The sequence below is a fragment of the Mesorhizobium sp. M7A.F.Ca.CA.003.01.2.1 genome, from assembly GCF_003998945.1.
Lineage (GTDB): Bacteria > Pseudomonadota > Alphaproteobacteria > Rhizobiales > Rhizobiaceae > Mesorhizobium > Mesorhizobium ciceri.
In genome coordinates, this window is the sequence record NZ_RZRA01000822.1 from 1 (window position 1) to 2578 (window position 2578).

At 62.6% G+C, this 2578-nt stretch carries 2 protein-coding genes; both read right to left on the reverse strand.

Annotation, left to right across the window (positions count from 1 at the left end):
* Positions 1 to 244: 244 nt before the first annotated feature.
* On the reverse strand, positions 245 to 1204 hold the full coding sequence (locus tag EN969_RS26145; RefSeq protein ID WP_063170435.1) for a DUF1402 family protein: 960 nt from the start codon (positions 1202 to 1204) through the stop codon (positions 245 to 247).
* A gap of 231 nt (positions 1205 to 1435) precedes the next feature.
* A partial coding sequence (hslU, locus tag EN969_RS26150; RefSeq protein WP_127419518.1) for an ATP-dependent protease ATPase subunit HslU occupies positions 1436 to 2578 on the reverse strand: 1143 nt, incomplete at its 5' end.

Below are 2578 nucleotides of genomic sequence, written 5' to 3' on the forward strand. Positions count from 1 at the left end.
GCCCCGGCAACGCGGTCGCCCGCGACATCAGGCTGGCCGAAATGCTGATCGCCAAGCGGGCCAAGCCGGCGCCGGAAGCGCTGGGATCACCGGATGTGAAGCTGAAGTCGTTGTTGGCCGCCTGAGCCTACGCTCCCCCTTTTTGGGGGCCGCTGCGCAGCTGCGGGATGGGAGTGCGGCACCGCCCCTGACCTTCGGTCCGACCTGCCCTACAAGGGGCAGGTAAAGGCTCTGAACCCCAGCCCTAAAACAGCGCCTTCAGCTCCGGCAGTTTGTCGTTCACCAGCCAACCATAATAATTCTCTTCCGGCAGCTTTTCGGGCTCACCGGCGGCGCGGCGCCTGTCGTTCTCCGCCTTCAACGCATAAGCGCGCTGCTCCGGATTGCCGACATTGTAGAGCGTGGCGGTCAGCCCGGGATTGCCCGAAATGTCGAAGCCGGCAATGCTTTTATAGGCATCGATCGATTTCCTGATCGTCGCGGCGACGTAGGGCAGCGTCAGGTCGGGATCCATGATGGTCTTGTAGACCGAATTGGGATCGCCGACGTCGAGCTTGGGCAGGCCCGAAACCTTGTGCACCAGATCGCTCATCTGCAGGGCGGTCAGCGGATTGAGCTGGCCGAGGCCGAAGGTCTGGCCGGCATAATAAGGCTGGAAGAAGGTGGCGCCGAAGCGGTCGTCGGGAAAGCTGGTCCCGCCGACCGACTTGCCGCGAAACGAACGGTTCCACACCTGTTCGCGGCATTCCCACAGATCGTAGCTGTCGGACATCCCCGCGCATTTCTTGAATTCCGGCCGCTGCACGAAGTCGGTGATGTCCTCGCCGTCATAGGCGAAGGACAGCTTGCTGGAGAGATAGGAGATCGCCTTGACATAGTAGGTCTGCAGCCGGTCATAAGCATCGACATTGTAGGTGTGCTCGCCGACGATGGCGCCGACAATGTGCAGGGGATCGATGCCGTAGGCGGCCGCCGCCTTCCTGATCTTGGCGCGCAGATCGGCGTCGTTCTGCAGCAGGGCATAGACCTTGCGGTACTTCGCCTGGAAGCTGGTGTTGGTCGCCTGCGTGCGCCGGCTGGAGGCGCCGGGAATGTCGGGCTGCACGGCATTGCGATTTCCCGGCGGCACCAATGTCGCTGCCTCGGCGGCGAACAGCGTCGCCGCCAGCGTCAAGCCGAGAATGACCAGGATCAGTTTTTTCATGCACCCGCCGCCCAAGCAATTCCAGGAAAAGTGTGAAACGGTTTTCCGGAATTGCGTCAACCTAGAGATCGAGAATTGCCGCGCAAACTAGGTAAAGCTCTTGGTCGAGTCGAGAGCGCCCCTTCACCCGGCAGGACGAAAGGTGGCCAGATGGTACCATCTGGCCACACATGATTTTGCTTGCCGGAAAATGTTGCCTGGACCGGCGCCGGAACGTTTCGGCGCCGTCGTTTAAAGGATGAACCGCGACAGGTCGGTATTCCTGGACAGATCGCCGACATGCTTTTCGACATAGGCGGCGTCGATAGTGACGCTCGTTCCGTTGCGGTCGGGCGCATCGTAGGAGATTTCGTCCAGCACCCGCTCCATCACCGTCTGCAGGCGCCTGGCGCCTATGTTCTCGACGCTGGCGTTGAGATCGACGGCGATGCCGGCGAGCGAATCGATGGCGTCGTCGGTGAAGGTCAACTCGACGCCCTCGGTCTTCATCAGCGCGATATACTGCTTGATCAGGCTGGCCTCGGTCTCGGTCAGGATGCGCACGAAATCGTCCTTCTCCAGCGCCCGCAGTTCGACGCGGATCGGCAGGCGGCCCTGCAATTCCGGCAACAGGTCGGACGGCTTCGAGACGTGGAAGGCGCCGGAGGCGATGAACAGGATGTGATCCGTCTTCAACGGTCCGTATTTGGTCGCCACCGTGGTGCCTTCGACCAGCGGCAGCAGGTCGCGCTGCACGCCTTCGCGCGAGGGCCCGCCGGAAATGTCCGATCTCGCCGCGATCTTGTCGATCTCGTCGAGGAAGACGATGCCGTCGTTTTCCGCGGCATCGAGCGCCCGGCGCACCACCTCGTCCTGATCGAGCAGCTTGTCGGACTCGTCATTGACCAGCAGGTCGTAGGACTCCTTCACCGTCGTCTTGCGCATCTTGGTTTTCTTGCCGCCCATCGCCTTCGACAGCATGTCGTTGATGTTCAGCACGCCGATATTGGCGCCCGGCATGCCGGGGATTTCAAATCCGGGCATGCCGCCGCTGCCGGTGTCGGCAACCTCGACCTCGATTTCCTTGTCGTCGAGCTCGCCGTCGCGCAGCTTCTTGCGGAAACTGTCGCGGGTGGCCGGGCTCGCCGTCTTGCCGACCAGTGCTTCCAGCACACGTTCCTCGGCGTTGACGTGGGCGCGCGCCTTGACGTCCTCACGCATCTTCTCGCGCACCAGGCCGATGGCGATCTCGACCAGGTCGCGGATGATCTGCTCGACATCGCGGCCGACATAGCCGACTTCGGTGAACTTGGTCGCCTCGACCTTGACGAAGGGCGCACCGGCCAGCCGCGCCAGGCGGCGCGAGATTTCCGTCTTGCCGACGCCGGTCGGCCC